The organism is Vibrio sp. 1580 (assembly GCF_033340055.1).
In genome coordinates this window covers 1-910 of record NZ_JAWOVT010000117.1, presented here as the reverse complement: position 1 = coordinate 910, position 910 = coordinate 1, and the positions used below count along the sequence as shown (strand labels likewise).

Below are 910 nucleotides of genomic sequence, written 5' to 3'. Positions count from 1 at the left end.
CGGATGTTGAGTCTTTCGAGGTGTTAGAACCGTTGCACGATGGGTATCGAAACTGGCTCAAACAAAACTACGTTGTAACACCAGAAGAAATGCTGTTGGATCGCACCCAGTTGATGGGGTTAACTGCCGCTGAAATGACGGTGCTCGTCGGAGGGATGCGCGTTCTTGGCACAAATCATGGCGGTAGCAAACACGGTGTGTTCACAGACCGAGTCGGCCAACTTACCAACGATTTCTTCGTTAACCTAACCGACATGAACTACACGTGGGAGCCCGTTGGCGAAAACCTTTACGAAATCCGCAGCCGTCGCTCTAAAGATGTAAAATGGATAGCGACCCGCGTCGATCTTGTCTTCGGTTCAAACTCAATACTCAGAGCCTATGCCGAACTGTATGCACAAGATGACAACGCAGGAAAATTCGTTGAAGACTTTGTCGCCGCGTGGACCAAAGTGATGAACGCCGACCGATTTTGATGTCATCCAAAGCGAAGCCTAATCTAACAATTAGGCATCCTTTCGCTTATATAAAAAATGGCAGGTATCACTTACCTGCCATTTTGTTGCTCAGAAACCTTCGAAGCACATTCTTGTTTTGTCTTATCAAGCTTTGCCCAACATTCTCAGCAACGTTCCGTCCTGCTTAATAAAGTGATGCATAAAGCTGGCACCAAGGTGCAAAACCAATAGGAATGGCAACAACGCTTCACCACTAAACTCGTGGATCCCCTCGCCCAGCTCTTTCAGCATGTGTATTTCTCTGCCAGAACTCACTAATTCAAAACCAAACAGGCTCAGACCGTACCCTTCTCCTACAGAAACCGCGATACCAGACAAAGGCAACACCACAGTTAAGGCCAAAAGAGAGTACATAACCACAGCCGCCGCGATAGACTCAAATTTACTTCTTT

The 910-nt window shown here is 47.1% G+C and carries 2 protein-coding genes; one reads left to right on the top strand and one right to left on the bottom strand.

The features are described from left to right. The coding region (locus R7093_RS24415) for a peroxidase family protein (RefSeq protein ID WP_318146911.1) at nucleotides 1–476 on the top strand (476 nt) is incomplete at its 5' end. 126 nt (nucleotides 477–602) lie between these two features. Here R7093_RS24415 and R7093_RS24410 read toward each other — a convergent pair. Continuing rightward, on the bottom strand, nucleotides 603–910 hold a 308-nt coding region (locus tag R7093_RS24410; protein ID WP_318146910.1), incomplete at its 5' end, for a cytochrome b.